Origin of the sequence: Bacillus sp. LUNF1, assembly GCF_011008975.1 — a bacterium.
Lineage (GTDB): Bacteria > Bacillota > Bacilli > Bacillales > Bacillaceae > Bacillus > Bacillus velezensis.
In genome coordinates this window covers 2,796,412-2,813,390 of sequence record NZ_CP048876.1, presented here as the reverse complement: position 1 = coordinate 2,813,390, position 16,979 = coordinate 2,796,412, and the positions used below count along the sequence as shown (strand labels likewise).

The following is a 16,979-nucleotide window of genomic DNA, read 5'->3' as shown; positions in this document are numbered from 1 at the left end:
GGTGATTTTCATGTCGTTAGCCTCTTGTTAATCAAGCCCGGATTGGTTTACAATTTTGATAGAATCTTGAGAAAAGTCATTTTATTTTCTATACAAGAAAAATAAAATGTTTTCTAAATATGAATTACATACTGGGAGGTAATATTGTGTCACAAGGTGAAAAAATTACAGTCTCTAATGGAGTATTAAACGTACCAAATAATCCGATTATCCCGTTTATTGAAGGCGACGGCACAGGCCCTGATATTTGGAACGCCGCTTCTAAAGTATTGGAAGCCGCTGTTGAAAAAGCATATAAAGGCGAGAAAAAAATCACGTGGAAAGAAGTTTATGCCGGTGAAAAGGCTTATAATAAAACAGGTGAGTGGCTTCCTGCCGAAACGCTGGAAGACATCAGAGAGTACTTCATCGCCATCAAAGGTCCTCTGACGACACCGGTCGGCGGCGGTATCCGTTCTCTGAACGTGGCGCTGAGACAGGAGCTTGATTTGTTTACGTGCCTGCGCCCTGTCAGATATTTCACGGGAGTGCCTTCTCCGGTTAAACGTCCTGAAGATACGAATATGGTCATTTTCCGCGAGAATACGGAAGATATTTACGCCGGAATTGAGTATGCGAAAGGTTCTGAAGAAGTTGAAAAGCTGATCAGCTTCCTGCAAAATGAAATGGGTGTTAACAAAATCCGTTTCCCTGAAACGTCAGGAATCGGCATCAAACCTGTTTCTGAAGAAGGCACAAGCCGCTTAGTCAGAGCTGCCATTGAGTATGCGATCGAAAACGGCCGTAAGTCTGTCACGCTTGTCCACAAAGGAAACATCATGAAGTTCACTGAAGGGGCATTTAAAAACTGGGGCTACGAGCTTGCCGAAAGAGAATACGGAGATAAAGTATTCACTTGGGCTGAATATGACCGCATTGTCGAAAAAGACGGAAAAGAAGCGGCTGATAAAGCGCAGAGCGACGCGGAAGCGGCAGGAAAAATCATCGTCAAAGACAGCATCGCTGATATTTTCCTTCAGCAGATCTTAACCCGTCCGAGCGAATTCGACGTCGTGGCGACAATGAACTTAAACGGAGACTATATCTCTGATGCGCTTGCCGCTCAGGTAGGCGGAATCGGAATCGCGCCGGGAGCGAACATCAACTATGAAACAGGGCATGCGATTTTCGAAGCGACTCACGGAACGGCTCCTAAGTATGCCGGCCTTGACAAAGTCAACCCGTCATCCGTCATCCTTTCAGGAGTGCTTCTTCTTGAACACCTGAACTGGAATGAGGCTGCTGACTTGATCATTAAATCTATGGAAAAAACGATTGCTTCAAAAGTAGTAACGTACGATTTTGCTAGATTAATGGACGGTGCAACTGAAGTGAAATGTTCAGAGTTTGGTGAAGAGCTAATCAAAAACATGGACTGAACCTAAAGCAGACTTCTAATGAAGCCAAAAAAGGAGAAGAGAATCATGGGAAAAACACGCAGTAAAGTTTCTGTTATCGGAGCAGGATTTACGGGAGCGACAACAGCCTTTCTTACAGCTCAAAAAGAGCTTGCAGACGTTGTGCTCGTTGATATTCCGCAATTAGAAAACCCGACAAAAGGAAAAGCGCTAGACATGCTCGAAGCAAGTCCGGTCCAAGGATTTGACGCGAAAATCACAGGCACGTCCAACTACGAGGACACAGCCGGTTCTGATATCGTCGTCATCACAGCCGGAATTGCGAGAAAACCGGGCATGAGCCGTGATGATCTCGTATCTACAAACGAAAAAATCATGAGAAGCGTCACACGTGAGATCGTGAAATATTCTCCTGACTGCATTATCGTTGTATTGACAAACCCTGTTGATGCGATGACATATGCGGTGTACAAAGAATCAGGCTTCCCGAAAGAACGCGTCATCGGACAATCCGGAGTGCTTGACACTGCGCGATTCAGAACATTCGTCGCTGAAGAATTAAACCTGTCTGTAAAAGATGTGACCGGTTTTGTTCTTGGCGGACACGGTGACGACATGGTTCCTCTCGTCCGTTATTCCTATGCGGGCGGCATTCCGCTTGAAACGCTTATCCCGAAAGACCGTCTTGATGCGATTGTAGAACGAACAAGAAAAGGCGGCGGGGAAATCGTCAACCTTCTCGGCAACGGAAGCGCCTACTACGCGCCTGCTGCGTCACTGACTGAAATGGTAGAAGCCATTTTGAAAGATCAGCGCCGCGTGCTTCCGACCATCGCTTACTTAGAAGGCGAATACGGTCATGAAGGCATTTACTTAGGCGTACCGACGATTATCGGAGGAAACGGCCTAGAGCAAATCATCGAGCTTGAACTGACAGACTATGAAAAAGCGCAGCTGAGTAAATCAGTTGAATCTGTCAAAAACGTGATGAAAGTATTGTCATAAGAAAAAAGGGAAGGCTTCCGAATCAGAAGCCTTCCTCTTTTTACAATTAATGAAAGCGTTTTCTTTTTCCCTGAGCGATCCTTTCTCTGAAAATGATCAAAAAGGCGAATTGTCTGAACGGGCAGTATTGGATAAAATGAAATCATAAAGTGATATGCAGCACATAAAATAGAGAAAATTGGATGTCGGGGAAAATAGACAGCGGAGGGCGCAGCATGAACAAAAAAATTTTAGTTGTAGATGATGAACAATCTATCGTTACTCTTTTACAGTATAATCTGGAACGGTCCGGCTATGATGTCATTACCGCATCAGACGGCGAAGAGGCTCTGGAGCAGGCAGAGAACGAAAACCCGGATTTAATCGTACTGGATGTCATGCTGCCGAAAGTGGACGGAATCGACGTCTGTAAACAGCTCAGACAGCAGAAAATGATGGTTCCGATCTTGATGCTGACAGCAAAAGATGAGGAGTTTGATAAGGTGCTGGGACTCGAGCTCGGAGCGGATGATTACATGACAAAGCCGTTCAGTCCGCGGGAAGTCACTGCGCGGGTGAAAGCCATTTTAAGAAGGGCTGACATTTCTTCGCTGTCATCACAAGGCAGAGAAGAGGAAAAGGACGGGCAGATCCTCATCGGCGAGCTGAAAATTCTTCCGGAGCATTACGAAGCGTACTTTAAGTCAGAACAGCTGGAATTGACGCCTAAAGAATTTGAACTGCTTCTGTATTTGGGAAAACATAAGGGAAGAGTGCTGACGAGAGATCTTCTGCTGAGCGCGGTCTGGAACTATGATTTTGCCGGGGATACCCGGATTGTTGACGTTCATATCAGTCATCTGCGCGACAAAATCGAATCAAATACCAAAAAACCGATCTATATTAAAACAATCAGAGGTTTGGGGTATAAACTGGAGGAGCCAAAAATGAATGAATAAAGTCCGTGTGCGTCTGTTCGCTTTACTCGTTGTATGTATCATATTGGTTTTCAGTGTTCTCGGCCTTTTTTTACAGCAGCTTATTTCTTCATCCGCTGAAGAAAGAACGGCGGATCAGCTGAAAAAGGAATCGGTATACATAGCGGGTCTTCTTGACACCGGCCGAATCGGCAATAAAAGCAATGAAACGGTAATCCGTGACGCCGGCCGCACCCTCGGTATAAACGTCTCCGTGCTCAACGAGAAGGGTGACGCCGTATATCATTCCGGCAGTCATGCTGATGATTCAGCCGTAAAGGAGTTCATTTCTCACAATAAAAGCGAGGAAGCCGTACAGTCGAAAAACAAAGTCATCCGCGGCACTGCCGTAAAAAATGACGCCGGGAAAATTGCGGGGTATGTACTCGTTTCCTCTGAGATCAACGGCGGTTCAAGTGTTACCGGAGAAATGTGGGGCATGCTGGCAGCAAGTCTTTGTACCGCTTTTATCATTATCGTTTTCTTTTATACAAACATGACGTCCCGTTACAAAAAATCAATCGACGCCGCGACAAAGGTGGCGACGGAGCTGTCCAAAGGGAATTACGACGCCCGCTCCTACAGCGGCTACGCAAGGCGGTCGGACCGTCTCGGGCGTGCGATGAACAGCCTGGCGGTCGATTTAATGGAAATGACGAGAACGCAGGATATGCAGCGCGATCGTCTGCTAACCGTTATTGAAAATATCGGATCCGGTTTGATTTTAATAGACGGGAGAGGTTTTATCAATCTCGTGAACCGGTCATATACGAAGCAGTTTCATACAAAGCCTGAACGTCTGCTTCGGCGCCTTTACCATGATGCGTTTGAACATGAGGAGATCATTCGGCTTGTCGAAGACATTTTTATGACGGAGACGAAAAAATGCCAGTTGCTCAGACTTCCCATCAATATTGAGCGGCGCTACTTTGAAGTTGACGGCGTTCCGATCATGGGCCCCGACGATGAATGGAAGGGCATCGTCCTCGTCTTTCACGATATGACGGAAATTAAAAAATTGGAGCAGATGAGAAAGGACTTCGTCGCCAATGTCTCCCATGAACTGAAAACACCGATCACCTCGATTAAAGGATTTACGGAAACACTGTTAGACGGAGCGATGAAAGACGAAAAGGCGCTTTCAGACTTTCTGTCTATCATTCTGAAAGAAAGTGAGCGGCTCCAATCTCTCGTGCAGGATTTATTGGATTTATCCAAGATGGAGCAGCAAAACTTTACGATGCGCGTAGAGTCCTTTGATGCTGCAAAAATTCTGCATGAAATTGAAGCGCTTTTGCGGCATAAGGCTGAGGAAAAAGGCATCAGCTTTCAGCTCGATCTCCCGGAAGAGCCGATTTTTGTGACGGGTGACGCGCACAGGCTAAAGCAGGTGTTTTTGAATCTGGCGAACAATGCCCTGACCTACACGCCTGAAAAAGGGACAGTGGGGATTTCGGTACATGTGAAAGAAACCGTTGTCGATATCAAAGTGTCCGATACGGGAATCGGCATTCAGAAGGAAGAGATCCCGCGGATATTTGAGAGATTCTACCGCGTGGATAAAGACAGAAGCCGCAACTCGGGAGGAACCGGGCTCGGCCTCGCCATCGTGAAGCACTTAATAGAAGCCCATGAAGGTAAAATCGAGGTCACAAGCGAGCCGGGACAGGGCACTGTATTTACCGTGACGCTGAAGCGGCAGCCGGAAGCGTGATCAGCTTTACAAAGGATTAACAATTTCTTCATGACCTGTTAAACCTATCTTGTTAGGATATAACAGAACCCCTTCATCCAAGGAGCCAATTTTGACGGCGGGAACGTGTTTTCTTGTTCCCGTCCTTTTTTGCGTTTTCGCAGGGTTCGCTCATTTTCCTTTCAAATTGAACTTTGTTAAAATAAGAGGAGCTGTGAGATTAAAAAATAGAGGAATGACGAGCTTTTGCTCTTAGGAGGATATTGAATGACGGAACGAAAAAAATTAGTGCTTGTCGACGGAAACAGTCTGGCATACCGGGCGTTTTTTGCATTGCCGCTTTTAAGCAATGAAAAAGGCATTCATACAAATGCCGTATACGGGTTTGCGATGATTTTAATGAAAATGCTGGAAGATGAAAAGCCGACCCACATGCTGGTGGCTTTTGATGCGGGAAAAACCACTTTCCGCCACAGCACGTTTAAAGAATATAAAGGCGGAAGACAAAAAACGCCGCCGGAGCTTTCAGAACAGATGCCGTTCATCCGCGAGCTCCTTGATGCCTATAACATCAGCCGCTACGAGCTTCCTGAATATGAAGCGGACGATATTATCGGCACCCTTGCCGTATCTGCTGAAAAAGACGGCTTCGAAGTAAAGGTAGTGTCGGGGGACAAGGACTTAACCCAGCTTGCAACCGGGAAAACGACCGTTGCCATTACGAGAAAAGGCATTACCGACGTGGAAGATTACACGCCGGAGCACGTGCAAGAAAAGTACGGTCTGACCCCTTTGCAAATCATTGATATGAAGGGATTAATGGGGGATTCATCCGATAATATACCGGGCGTCCCCGGCGTCGGAGAAAAAACCGCGATTAAGCTCTTAAAGCAGTTCCATTCGGTTGAGAAACTGCTTGATTCCATTGATGAAGTCAGCGGAAAAAAATTAAAAGAAAAGCTTGAAGAATATAAGGAACAAGCCCTGATGAGCAAAGAGCTGGCGACGATTATGACAAATGCGCCGATTGAAGTCAAGCCCGAAGATTTAGATTACAAAGGGTTTGACCGTGAACAAGTTGTTGCCATTTTTAAAGACCTCGGTTTTAATACGCTTCTTGAGCGGCTCGGTGAAGAAAGCGGGGAAACGGCGGAAGAAAATTTTGAAGACATCAATGTCGAAACGGCAGAAGAAATCACCGAAGATATGCTCGTTTCGCCGTCCGCTTTGGTCGTCGAACAAATCGGTGATAACTATCACGAAGAACCGATCCTCGGCTTTTCCATCGTGAATGAAACAGGTCTTTATTATATTCCGAAAGAAATCGCCATTCAGTCTGAAGCTTTTAAATCTTGGGCTGAAGATGAATCGATGAAAAAATGGGTGTTCGACAGCAAACGTTCCGTCGTCGCTTTGCGCTGGCAGGGAATTGAGCTGAAGGGAACGGAATTTGACGCGCTTCTTGCTGCCTACATTATAAACCCGGGCAATTCGTACGACGATGTCGCGAGCGTAGCGAAAGAATACGGGCTGAATATCGTTTCAAAAGATGAAGCGGTATACGGAAAAGGCGCAAAGCGCGCTATTCCGGCTGAAAAAGAGCTTGCTGATCATCTCGCGCGGAAAGCGTCTGCCGTTAACAGCCTTCGTGACAAACTGCTTGACGCTTTGGAAGAAAATAATCAGCTTGAATTATATGAAGATCTCGAACTCCCGCTTGCGCTTATTCTCGGAGAAATGGAATCAATGGGCGTCAAAGTGGATGTTGAAAGACTGAAGCGAATGGGCGAAGAGCTCAAGGCGAAGCTGAAAGAATATGAAGAAAAAATCCATGACATCGCCGGTGAACCGTTTAACATCAATTCACCAAAACAGCTCGGCGTCATTCTGTTTGAAAAACTCGGCCTGCCGCCAGTAAAGAAAACAAAAACAGGCTATTCCACTTCAGCCGATGTGCTTGAGAAGCTCGCCGACAAACATGATATCGTCGCGTACATTCTGCAATACAGACAAATCGGCAAACTCCAATCGACTTATATTGAAGGGCTGCTGAAGGTCACGCGCAAGGATTCTCATAAGGTGCATACACGATTCAATCAGGCGTTGACTCAAACCGGACGCCTCAGCTCAACGGATCCGAACCTGCAAAATATTCCGATCCGGCTGGAGGAAGGGCGGAAAATCCGTCAGGCTTTCGTACCGTCCGAACCGGACTGGCTTATTTTCGCCGCCGATTATTCACAAATTGAATTAAGGGTGCTTGCGCATATTTCAAAAGATGAAAATCTGATCGAGGCGTTTACGAATGACATGGACATTCACACAAAAACCGCCATGGACGTGTTTCATGTCAGTGAAGATGAAGTGACACAAGCGATGCGCCGCCAGGCAAAGGCCGTCAATTTCGGCATTGTTTACGGCATCAGTGATTACGGACTATCACAAAACCTCGGCATCACCCGGAAAGAAGCGGGCGCTTTTATAGACCGCTATTTGGAGAGCTTCCCGGGCGTCAAGGCATATATGGAAGAATCGGTGCAGGAAGCGAAGCAAAAAGGATATGTCACGACACTTATGCAGCGCCGCCGCTATATTCCTGAGCTGACCAGCCGCAACTTCAACCTGCGGAGCTTTGCGGAACGGACGGCCATGAATACGCCGATTCAGGGAAGCGCCGCCGATATTATTAAAAAAGCCATGATTGACATGGCAGCTGAGCTGAAAGAAAAAAACTTGAAGGCACGACTGCTGCTTCAGGTGCACGATGAATTGATTTTTGAAGCGCCTAAGGAAGAAATTGAAATATTAGAGAAGCTGGTTCCTGAAGTGATGGAGCATGCTTTGGCGTTAGACGTGCCGCTGAAGGCGGATTATGCTTCAGGGCCGTCTTGGTACGATGCAAAATAAACAGAGAAAAAGGAAGTGATGATTGTGCCGGAATTACCAGAAGTTGAAACGGTCCGGCGCACTCTGACCGGTCTTGTGAAGGGGAAAACGATTGAATCGGCGGATATCAGATGGCCGAATATCATCAAAAAACCCGCCGAGCCGGAGGAATTCGCGCGGCAGATTGCAGGAGAAACCATCCGATCCATCGGAAGAAGGGGAAAGTTTTTGCTTTTCCATCTGGATCATTATGTCATGGTGTCCCACCTGCGGATGGAGGGGAAATACGGCCTTCATCAGGCCGATGAGCCTGACGATAAACATGTGCACGTCGTGTTTCACATGACGGACGGAACACAGCTCCGCTACAGGGATGTCCGGAAATTCGGCACGATGCATTTGTTTGCGCCGGGAGAGGAATTGAATGCATTACCGCTTTCACAGCTCGGGCCCGAACCCGATGATGAAGCATTTACCGCTGCTTATTTAAAAGAGCGGCTTGCAAAAACGAACCGCGCGGTGAAAACAGCCCTGCTCGACCAAAAAGCGGTCGTCGGCCTCGGCAATATTTATGTCGATGAAGCTTTATTCCGGGCGCGTATTCATCCTGAGACAAAAGCGAACAGTCTGTCAGACGGGCAGATAAAAACGCTTCATACAGAAATTAAAGACACCCTTCAGGAAGCGATTGACGCGGGCGGGAGCACCGTCCGGTCTTATATCAATTCTCAAGGGGAGATCGGAATGTTTCAGCTCAAACATTACGTATACGGCAAAAAGGATGAACCGTGCAAAACGTGCGGCACGATGATTTCTAAAATCGTGGTCGGCGGAAGGGGGACGCATTTTTGCGCCCGCTGCCAAAAAAAATCATAAACTGAAGCTGTACAAGCAGGCGGCAGCAGAATGACTTTTTTCTAACACAGTTGATGACCTTTCTCCATATATATATTGTGATTCACCCAATAGGCATATGTCACAATTGCCGATCAAGAGAAAGGGAGAAACGGATATGGAGATTGCTTCTTTGCTGCTTTTGGCTTTTGCTGTCAGCTTGGACAGTTTTTCAGTCGGGTTTACGTATGGTTTGAGAAAAATGAAAATCCCGTTCAAAGCGATTGCCGTGATCGCTTGCTGTTCAGCCTCTGTGATGTTTATATCCATGCTGATCGGCCATTTTCTGACAAAGATTTTTCCCGTATCCGTCACGGAAAAACTGGGCGGGCTGATCTTAATCGGAATCGGGGCATGGGTCATCTGGCAATTTTTTAAACCGGCTAAAGAGCCGGATTACTTATTGCATGAAAAAACGCTACTTAATCTTGAAGTGAAATCGCTCGGCATCGTCATTCACATTTTGAAAAAACCGACCAGCGCCGATATTGATCAATCCGGAACCATTAACGGAGTCGAGGCGCTTCTGCTCGGTATCGCCTTATCCATTGACGCGTTTGGCGCCGGGCTGGGATCGGCCATTCTCGGCTTTTCTCCGGTTATGATGAGCGTGACTGTCGGGCTGATGAGCTCGCTGTTTGTTTCACTCGGCATAAACGCGGGGCATTTGCTTTCAAGATGGAATTGGATAGATAAAATGACATTTTTGCCGGGAGTCCTGCTGATTATCATCGGGATTTGGAAAATGTAAGAAGGAGTGGGCTTTTTGAGCTTGGTCATCGGTTTAACGGGAGGCATCGCAAGCGGCAAAAGCACGGTAGCGCGTATGCTGATCGACAAAAAAATAACAGTCATTGATGCGGATGTCATCGCAAAACAGGCGGTGGAAAAAGGAATGCCGGCTTACGGACAAATTGTGGAAGCATTCGGAAAAGACATCCTGCTGGAAAATGGCGATATTGACAGAAAAAAACTCGGTTCTATCGTTTTCACTGACGAACAGAAGCGTCTGAAGCTGAATCAGATCGTTCATCCGGCGGTACGTGCGGAAATGCTGAAACAGCGGGATGAAGCCGTTGCGAGAAAAGAGCAGTTCGTCGTTTTGGATATACCGCTTTTGTATGAAAGCGGGCTTGATTATCTTGTCGGCAAGGTGCTCGTCGTCACCGTACCGGCAGACATTCAGCTCAAACGGCTGATGGAGCGGAATTCCCTTACAGAAGAAGAAGCGATGAGCCGGATAACGTCGCAAATGCCTTTAGCGGACAAAACAAAAAAAGCTGACGCCGTCATTGATAACAGCGGCAGTCTTGAATATACAAAGCACCAGCTTGAGGAAGTATTGAGCGGCTGGGCATAAACAAACACCGCTCGGAAAGCCGAACGGTGTTTTTCTGGTTAAAAATCAAAATTGTCAGGGTCAGGACCGACACGGAGGTTTTCGTTCAGATCATCAATCCGCTTCATATCGTCAGCTGACAGTTCGAAATCAAAGACATTTGCATTTTCTTCAATACGGTGTTTTTTAGTTGATTTCGGAATGGTGATGACACCGTTTTGCAAATCCCAGCGCAAAATCACTTGAGCGGCTGATTTGCCGTACTTCTCAGCGATCTCCTGTAAGACGGGATGATCAAGCAGCTGCCCTTGCATCAATGGCGACCACGCTTCAAGCTGAATGCCTTGTTCAGTGCAGAAAGCAAGCAGTTCTTTCTGTGTCAGACGCGGGTGGTACTCCACCTGGTTGATCATCGGCTTGATTTCCGTTTCTTTCATGAGATGTTTCAGATGGTGAATTTGGAAATTGCTGACCCCGATCGCCTTGATGCGTCCATCCCTGTAGAGGGTTTCGAGCGCCCGCCACGCATCGATGTACTTTCCTTCGACAGGCCAATGAATCAAATATAAATCCAAATAATCTAAACCGAGTTTTTCTAAGCTTGTGTCAAACGCTTTTAACGTTTCTTCATATCCTAAATCGGCATTCCACACTTTTGACGTGACAAAAATGTCTTCACGTTTTAATCCCGCTTCTTGCAGTCCTTGGCGGATGCCTTCGCCGACACCCTCTTCATTTCCGTAAATCGCGGCGGTATCAACGCTGCGATAGCCGTGCACCAATGCCGTTTTCACCGCGTTGACGAGTTCCGCGCCTTCCTCTACTTTGAAAACGCCGATGCCGAACCAAGGCATCTCTACTCCGTTATGCAATGTTGCTTTTGCTTGTAAATGTGTTGTCATGTATATATTCCTCCTATTAGTTGTCTGTTGAAACAATCAAAATGCGCTGAAGAAAAACTCACCTCCTTTCAAGAGCAGTGCGATCCCGCTTTTCAAGCTTCCTGCTCCATCCGGTTAATACGACCGCGCTGAGCACCATCAGCGCCCCGATCCAAGCGGTATGAATGATTCCGATTGAGTCTGTAATGATTCCGCCGGCAAACGAGCCGATCGCGATTCCGGCATTGAATGCCGCGATGTTTAAGGCTGATGCTGTATCAACGGCGCTTGGCGCAAAACGTTCACTCAGCATCACAACATATACCTGAAGCCCCGGCACATTCATAAACGCCAACAGCCCCATGAAAATAATGGTGATCAGCCCGGCTGTTTTAAACGGCGCGGTAAAAGTCAGAACAAACAGCACAGCAGCCTGGACAATGAACATATAAAACAAGGCTTTCAGCGGATTCCGGTTTGATAAACGGCCTCCAATCATGTTTCCGATAGCAATCGCAATTCCGTAAATGAGCAGGATGGCCGCGACGGTTTCTTTCTGAAAACCGGTTACCTCCTGAAGAAGCGGAGATAAATACGTAAACACGACAAACGTTCCGCCGTAGCCTAACGCGGTAATAATAAATAAAAGCAATAACCGGCCGTTTGTGACGAGTTTGACCTGCTCGGAAAATGCGGTTTTCGTCCCTTTACGCAAATGCGACGGAACGAGAAGCGCGTTTGTGAGGAATGCGATGATTCCTACCGCCACAATGACGGCAAATGCGATTCTCCAGCCGAATTGCTGGCCGAGATAGGTGCCGAACGGAACGCCGGTCACCGTAGCCACCGTCAGCCCCGTAAACATAATGGAAATCGCGCTTGCTCTTTTATGCTCCGGCACGATATTGGCGGCGATTGTTGCCCCGATTGACATGAAAATGCCGTGGGAAAAAGCCGAAATAACCCGTGCCGCCAGTAAGACGCCGATTGAGGAAGCGCTCGCTGCGAGTGTATTTCCGGCGATAAAAATTAACATCACCCAGAGCAGCAGCGTTTTCCGTGACATGCCGGATGTGAGAGATGTTAAAACCGGCGCGCCGATCGTTACGCCCAGAGCATACATGGAAACGGTAAGCCCCGCCGTTGTCACAGGTATATGCAGATCTTGAGATATAAGCGGCAGCAGCCCGACGCTGATAAATTCGGTTGTGCCGATCGCAAAAGCGCTGACGGCTAATGCCAGCAGCGCTGGTAAATAGCTTTGGCGATGTGAAGACATCTGTTTTCCTCCTTGAACGATAATGTATGGTTGAAATGATGCCGGGTAAACGATATAAGTATAAGAGTACATTCCTTTTCAGCCGGCAAATGTCATTATGATCGATAGAAGTGTCATTGAAAAGAACGTACTTTTAAGTGCCATAGGCACTTTTTAGTTCCTATAGATGAGGAGGAATTACCGTTGCTGAAGAAAAAATACAATATATCCGTAGAAGCGGCGCTTGAAGTGATCGGCGGAAAATGGAAGTGTGTGATCCTCTGCCACCTCATGCGCGGGAAAAAACGGACAAGCGAATTGAAGCGGCTTATGCCGGACATCACCCAGAAGATGCTGACACAGCAATTGCGGGAGCTGGAAGCTGACGGCGTCATCAACCGGATCGTGTACAATCAGGTGCCGCCGAAAGTGGAATACGAGCTGAGTGAATACGGGCACAGTCTGGAAAGAATTTTAAACGCGCTGTGCGACTGGGGCGCGATGCATATTGCTAAACGGTACGGCGAGGTGTCTTCCGTTTTAGAGGACAGCATTTTAAATGACAAATTCAAAGAACCGGGACAAATATAAGAAAAAAGCAGGCAGCCTGAGACGCTGATCCTGCTTTTTTTATGGAAGAAAGATCATTTTATATGCAAAAAAACCGATTGAACAACATATTGATCGGTATAAGGGTGGATTTTTATCAAGTTGTACTGGCGGATTTCTTTTAATGTGTTATACTATATATAAATAAAGGTAAATTAGAGTGGCATATTAAAAAGGGGTGACCTGAGTATGAAGGTAAATGTAGCAATCAACGGGTTTGGAAGAATCGGAAGAATGGTGTTCAGAAAAGCAATGGAAGATGATCAAATTCAAATAACAGCCATTAATGCAAGCTATCCCCCGGAAACGCTTGCTCATTTGATAAAGTATGACACAATTCACGGCAAATACGATCAAGAAGTTGAGACCTCCGACGACAGTCTGATCGTCAATGGAAAACATATTATGCTGTTCAATCGCCGGGACCCGAGAGAGCTTCCGTGGAAAGAATGCGGAATAGACATCGTCGTAGAGGCAACGGGGAAATTTAATTCAAAAGAAAAAGCAATGAGCCATATTGAAGCAGGAGCGAAAAAAGTTATTTTAACGGCTCCGGGCAAAAATGAAGACGTTACCATTGTCATGGGAGTAAATGAAGAGCAGTTCAATCCCGATGAACATGTCATTATTTCAAATGCATCCTGCACGACAAACTGTCTTGCGCCGGTCGTCAAAGTGCTTGATCAGGAATTCGGGATTGAAAGCGGCCTGATGACGACTGTTCACGCTTACACGAATGATCAAAAAAATATCGACAATCCGCATAAAGATCTGCGGAGGGCGAGAGCGTGCGGAGAATCCATCATTCCGACTTCTACAGGCGCCGCCAAAGCGCTGTCGCTCGTGCTGCCTCATTTGAAAGGAAAACTTCACGGTCTTGCTTTGCGTGTTCCCGTTCCGAATGTGTCATTAGTGGACCTTGTCTGCGATCTGAAAACAGATGTGTCGGCCGAGCAAGTGAACGCCGCTTTCCAAAGAGCCGCAAAAACGTCGATGTACGGAATTCTTGATTATTCGGATGAGCCGCTCGTTTCTTCGGATTATAATACGAATTCACACTCTGCGATCATCGACGGACTGACAACGATGGTGATGGAAGGCCGAAAAGTAAAGGTGCTCGCCTGGTATGACAATGAATGGGGATATTCCTGCCGGGTCGTTGATCTTATCCGTCATGTCGCCGCGCGAATGAAACACCCGTCAGCTGTGTAGACTAAAGATCATGGACATTTGTTAGAAAAAAACCCTTAACGGCATATTCGCAAAAAACACACCTTGCAAAATAAACTTAAACACAGTATACTATCTTTCGTGAACTTCTTGCTCGTGACTGCTTCGGAATTACTTAAAGGGTTAGGACCTCTCCGGACTAACTTTCCCCCGTGGTAAATGGCCGGGTCAGTTCTCGGAAATTCACTTTTTTAATTCTTGTTAAGGGGGGTCCATGATTATGGAAACAATGGGGCGTCACGTCATCTCCGAGCTGTGGGGATGCGATTTTGATAAGCTCAATGACATGGATTTTATTGAAAAAACGTTTGTAAATGCTGCTTTGAAATCAGGAGCTGAAGTGCGTGAGGTCGCATTTCACAAATTTGCACCGCAAGGCGTAAGCGGAGTCGTTATCATCTCTGAGTCACATTTAACGATTCACAGTTTTCCTGAACACGGATATGCAAGCATTGATGTTTATACTTGTGGAGACCTGGATCCTAATGTGGCTGCGGATTACATTGCGGACGCATTACATGCAGATACAAGAGAAAACATTGAAATACCGAGAGGAATGGGGCCTGTACAGATTAAACAGGCACAAGCGAAAGTACTGTAATTTTCAAAACGCAAACACAAGGGAGCTAAGCTGAAAAAGCCATTACGCGCTTTGAAGCTGATGCTCCTTTTCTAATGTAAAAAAACAGCATTGCTTTTTCTTTAAGCATTTTTTTTGTAAAATAGAAAAGATAAGGCCGGTCTATCGGCTCTCCCAACAAATAGGCTCATCCTAGAAACGTTGGCGGGCATTTACCGGAAGCTTGCGAACCGCATTACAGCAACGAAACAGATGGGAGCTGATCCAATTTGAAATGTCCTTCATGCCAGCATAACGGTTCCCGCGTACTTGATTCACGGCCTGCGGACGAAGGGAAATCAATCCGCAGAAGGCGGGAATGCGAAGCCTGCCATTACCGCTTCACTACATTTGAGAAGTTTGAAGAGATGCCTCTGATCGTCGTGAAAAAAGAAGGCGTCCGGGAAGAATTCAGCCGTGAAAAAATGCTGCGCGGGTTAATTAAAGCTTGTGAAAAAAGGCCCGTTCCTTTAAAAACATTGGAAGACATGTGCTTTGATATTGAAAAAGAGCTGAGAAACCAAGGCGTATCTGAAGTCAAAAGCGAACTTGTCGGAGAAATGGTAATGGACCGTCTGGCGAAAATCGATGAGGTGTCTTATGTCCGCTTTGCCTCCGTCTACCGGCAGTTTAAGGATATAAACGTGTTTATCGATGAATTGAAAGATTTAATAAAGAAAGAACGCTGAGAGAGCTAAGAGATTGTGTCTGGCTCTTTTCTCATGAGCAAAATTGGCATTTGATAGATCGCAGAAACGGTGTAAAATGAGAGTAGAAACATATCGGAAGGTTTGAGAATCATGGCTGACTATTGGAATGACGTATTGCCTGTAGATCCTTATACGGTCAAAAGCCGTTCGCTTCTTCAGGATGTCGACAGACAGGTTTTGACACATCTGTACCAGCCGCTGATCGGTTCTTTTGCATTCTCCCTTTATATGACCTTATGGGGGGAGCTTGAGCAGAACCGCTTGTGGGGAGCGGAATCCACGCACAGGCAGCTGATGGGCATGATGCAGTCAAATTTAAAAAAGATTCATCATGAACAGGGAAAGCTTGAAGGAATCGGGCTGCTGAAAGTGTATATCCGGGAGTCCGAGCAAAAAGAGCGGATGTTTATTTATGAGCTGCTTCCCCCGCTCAGACCGAATGATTTTTTTGAAGACGGCATGCTGAATGTCTTTCTTTATAACAGAGTCGGTAAAACGAAATACCAGCAGCTGAGACAATTTTACACGCATCCTTCCGTCGGCGCGGACGCAAGGGAAATTACCCGTCCGTTTAATCACGCCTTTGCCTCTTTTCAGCCGAGTGAATGGAAAATGACGCCTGATATGGAAGAGGCGATGAAGCTCCCCGAGGACTATGAGACGGCGTCTGTCGGACAAGCGCCTTCCTATACGGTGACGGAGGAAGTGTTTGATTTTGAGCTTTTCATGGCGGGACTGTCAGAAACGATGATACCGCGTAAATCAATCACACAGGACGTGCGGGAGAGCATTAAAAAGCTTTCATATTTATACGGAATAGATCCTATCTCCATGCAGCACGTCGTCATGACCGCAATTAATGAACAAGATACGATAACGGCCGAAGCGCTGAGGAAAGCGGCCAGCGACTGGTACCAAATTGAAAGAAGCGGGAAGCTTCCGGAACTGATTGATAAAACACAGCCTGTCACCTTGAGAGAAAACCGGACGGAAAAGGACGATTCATTGAACGGCGAACTCATCGCACAGCTTGAGACCATATCACCGAGAAAGCTTCTTCAGGACATTGCGGACGGGACCGAGCCGTCAAAAGCCGACTTGCAGATTATCGCCGATATTATGTTCGAACAAAAGCTTGAGCCCGGCGTCACCAATGTGCTGATTTATTATGTCATGCTGAAAACGGATATGAAGCTGTCCAAAAACTATATCCAAAAAATCGCCGCCCACTGGGCCAGAAAGAAAGTCAAAACGGTACGGGAAGCAATGAAGCTCGCAATAGAAGAGCACAGGCAATATCTTGATTGGGCGGACGGCAAAACAAACGGCGCGGCGCGCAGCAAAAAAACCGTCCGGGAAGAAAAGCGCCCTGATTGGATGAAAGAAGAAGAAACCGGGAAGAAACAAGAACAGCCGGCTCTTTCCGCGCAGGATCTTGAAGAACAGAAGAAAAAAATGATGGAAGAAATGAAAAAACTGAAAAAATACTCTGCCTATTGAGA

The 16,979-nt window shown here is 46.6% G+C and carries 15 protein-coding genes; 13 read left to right on the top strand and 2 right to left on the bottom strand.

All coding sequences use genetic code 11. From position 1 onward, the window contains the following. Positions 1 to 146 precede the first annotated feature (146 nt). The 8 genes from icd to coaE all read left to right on the top strand — a co-directional run bounded on the left by icd (position 147) and on the right by coaE (position 10,191). Complete coding sequence (gene icd / locus G4O42_RS13755; RefSeq protein ID WP_032873698.1) at positions 147 to 1,418, top strand: NADP-dependent isocitrate dehydrogenase; 1,272 nt, start codon at positions 147 to 149, stop codon at positions 1,416 to 1,418. A 45-nt stretch (positions 1,419 to 1,463) separates the two neighbouring features. After that, positions 1,464 to 2,402 carry a malate dehydrogenase gene (mdh, locus tag G4O42_RS13750; protein WP_003152455.1) on the top strand — a complete coding sequence of 313 codons (939 nt, stop codon included), beginning with the start codon at positions 1,464 to 1,466 and terminating at the stop codon, positions 2,400 to 2,402. Positions 2,403 to 2,617: 215 nt separating this feature from the next. Beyond that, a complete protein-coding gene (locus G4O42_RS13745) occupies positions 2,618 to 3,340 on the top strand; it encodes a response regulator transcription factor (RefSeq protein WP_032873700.1) in 723 nt (240 codons plus the stop codon). Then, complete coding sequence (gene pnpS, locus G4O42_RS13740) at positions 3,333 to 5,072, top strand: two-component system histidine kinase PnpS (RefSeq protein ID WP_032873702.1); 1,740 nt, start codon at positions 3,333 to 3,335, stop codon at positions 5,070 to 5,072. The genes G4O42_RS13745 and pnpS overlap by 8 nt, the downstream gene beginning before the upstream one ends. Before the next feature lie 246 nt (positions 5,073 to 5,318). Further along, complete coding sequence (gene polA, locus G4O42_RS13735; RefSeq protein ID WP_032873704.1) at positions 5,319 to 7,958, top strand: DNA polymerase I; 2,640 nt, start codon at positions 5,319 to 5,321, stop codon at positions 7,956 to 7,958. 24 nt (positions 7,959 to 7,982) lie between these two features. Then, entirely contained in the window at positions 7,983 to 8,813 is an 831-nt protein-coding gene (gene mutM / locus G4O42_RS13730; protein WP_015417984.1) for a DNA-formamidopyrimidine glycosylase, read from the top strand. 136 nt (positions 8,814 to 8,949) lie between these two features. Further along, positions 8,950 to 9,582 (top strand): sporulation membrane protein YtaF, encoded by a 633-nt coding sequence (gene ytaF / locus G4O42_RS13725; RefSeq protein WP_032873706.1) that lies wholly within the window; start codon positions 8,950 to 8,952, stop codon positions 9,580 to 9,582. Positions 9,583 to 9,597: 15 nt separating this feature from the next. Beyond that, a complete protein-coding gene (coaE, locus tag G4O42_RS13720; RefSeq protein WP_032873708.1) occupies positions 9,598 to 10,191 on the top strand; it encodes a dephospho-CoA kinase in 594 nt (197 codons plus the stop codon). A 38-nt stretch (positions 10,192 to 10,229) separates the two neighbouring features. On the opposite strand, the gene G4O42_RS13715 is transcribed toward coaE, so the two are convergent. Both G4O42_RS13715 and G4O42_RS13710 read right to left on the bottom strand, forming a co-directional pair. Further along, positions 10,230 to 11,072, bottom strand: a complete 843-nt coding sequence (locus G4O42_RS13715) for an aldo/keto reductase (protein ID WP_003152464.1) — start codon at positions 11,070 to 11,072, stop codon at positions 10,230 to 10,232. 58 nt (positions 11,073 to 11,130) lie between these two features. Continuing rightward, a complete protein-coding gene (locus G4O42_RS13710; RefSeq protein ID WP_032873710.1) occupies positions 11,131 to 12,330 on the bottom strand; it encodes an MFS transporter in 1,200 nt (399 codons plus the stop codon). 183 nt (positions 12,331 to 12,513) lie between these two features. Here G4O42_RS13710 and G4O42_RS13705 point away from each other — a divergent pair, with 183 nt between their 5' ends. The 5 genes from G4O42_RS13705 to dnaB all read left to right on the top strand — a co-directional run bounded on the left by G4O42_RS13705 (position 12,514) and on the right by dnaB (position 16,977). Continuing rightward, positions 12,514 to 12,900: a winged helix-turn-helix transcriptional regulator gene (locus G4O42_RS13705; RefSeq protein WP_003152469.1), complete on the top strand. Its 387-nt coding sequence runs from the start codon at positions 12,514 to 12,516 to the stop codon at positions 12,898 to 12,900. A 207-nt stretch (positions 12,901 to 13,107) separates the two neighbouring features. Next, a complete protein-coding gene (locus tag G4O42_RS13700) occupies positions 13,108 to 14,130 on the top strand; it encodes a glyceraldehyde-3-phosphate dehydrogenase (protein WP_032873712.1) in 1,023 nt (340 codons plus the stop codon). A 238-nt stretch (positions 14,131 to 14,368) separates the two neighbouring features. Next, the gene (speD, locus tag G4O42_RS13695) at positions 14,369 to 14,749 is read left to right on the top strand and encodes an adenosylmethionine decarboxylase (RefSeq protein WP_003152471.1); all 381 of its coding nucleotides are present in this window, start codon (positions 14,369 to 14,371) and stop codon (positions 14,747 to 14,749) included. Positions 14,750 to 14,997: 248 nt separating this feature from the next. Continuing rightward, positions 14,998 to 15,456, top strand: a complete 459-nt coding sequence (gene nrdR / locus G4O42_RS13690) for a transcriptional regulator NrdR (protein ID WP_003152473.1) — start codon at positions 14,998 to 15,000, stop codon at positions 15,454 to 15,456. A 111-nt stretch (positions 15,457 to 15,567) separates the two neighbouring features. Then, positions 15,568 to 16,977, top strand: a complete 1,410-nt coding sequence (gene dnaB / locus G4O42_RS13685) for a replicative helicase loading/DNA remodeling protein DnaB (RefSeq protein ID WP_032873715.1) — start codon at positions 15,568 to 15,570, stop codon at positions 16,975 to 16,977. The last annotated feature ends 2 nt before the right edge of the window (positions 16,978 to 16,979 follow it).

Coding starts and splice junctions, on each gene's coding strand:
- mdh (WP_003152455.1), top strand. CDS start 1,464: ATGGGAAAAACACGCAGTAAAGTTTCTGTTATCGGAGCAGGATTTACG.
- G4O42_RS13745 (WP_032873700.1), top strand. CDS start 2,618: ATGAACAAAAAAATTTTAGTTGTAGATGATGAACAATCTATCGTTACT.
- pnpS (WP_032873702.1), top strand. CDS start 3,333: ATGAATAAAGTCCGTGTGCGTCTGTTCGCTTTACTCGTTGTATGTATC.
- polA (WP_032873704.1), top strand. CDS start 5,319: ATGACGGAACGAAAAAAATTAGTGCTTGTCGACGGAAACAGTCTGGCA.
- ytaF (WP_032873706.1), top strand. CDS start 8,950: ATGGAGATTGCTTCTTTGCTGCTTTTGGCTTTTGCTGTCAGCTTGGAC.
- G4O42_RS13715 (WP_003152464.1), bottom strand. CDS start 11,072: ATGACAACACATTTACAAGCAAAAGCAACATTGCATAACGGAGTAGAG.
- G4O42_RS13710 (WP_032873710.1), bottom strand. CDS start 12,330: ATGTCTTCACATCGCCAAAGCTATTTACCAGCGCTGCTGGCATTAGCC.
- G4O42_RS13700 (WP_032873712.1), top strand. CDS start 13,108: ATGAAGGTAAATGTAGCAATCAACGGGTTTGGAAGAATCGGAAGAATG.
- speD (WP_003152471.1), top strand. CDS start 14,369: ATGGAAACAATGGGGCGTCACGTCATCTCCGAGCTGTGGGGATGCGAT.
- dnaB (WP_032873715.1), top strand. CDS start 15,568: ATGGCTGACTATTGGAATGACGTATTGCCTGTAGATCCTTATACGGTC.